Consider the following 245-nt stretch of genomic DNA (forward strand, 5'->3'; position numbering starts at 1 on the left):
TTTGCAGAAGCACCGCAAATCTGGACGGATGCACAGCGCTTCGGTCTCAAGGTTGGGATTTCCCAGCCGTGCTGGGCAGCTCAAGGCGTTTTCGGAATGTTGTCTTTCCTGAGAAATGGTCCGGCATCGTCAGCAGATTGCATGGATTCATAAATTTGTTCCCATTTTATTGCAGACTTCCCAAAGAAAAATATAACTATCGATGATTATTGAAATTCGAAGCATTTGAATGAAATGCCAACAAA

At 43.7% G+C, this 245-nt stretch carries 1 pseudogene; it reads left to right on the forward strand.

Going from position 1 to position 245, the window contains the following annotated elements:
* Window positions 1-132: pseudogene (locus F9K91_RS25720) on the forward strand (autoinducer binding domain-containing protein); the annotation flags it as partial.
* Window positions 133-245: the final 113 nt, after the last annotated feature.

The organism is Brucella tritici (genome assembly GCF_008932295.1).
Lineage (GTDB): Bacteria > Pseudomonadota > Alphaproteobacteria > Rhizobiales > Rhizobiaceae > Brucella > Brucella tritici.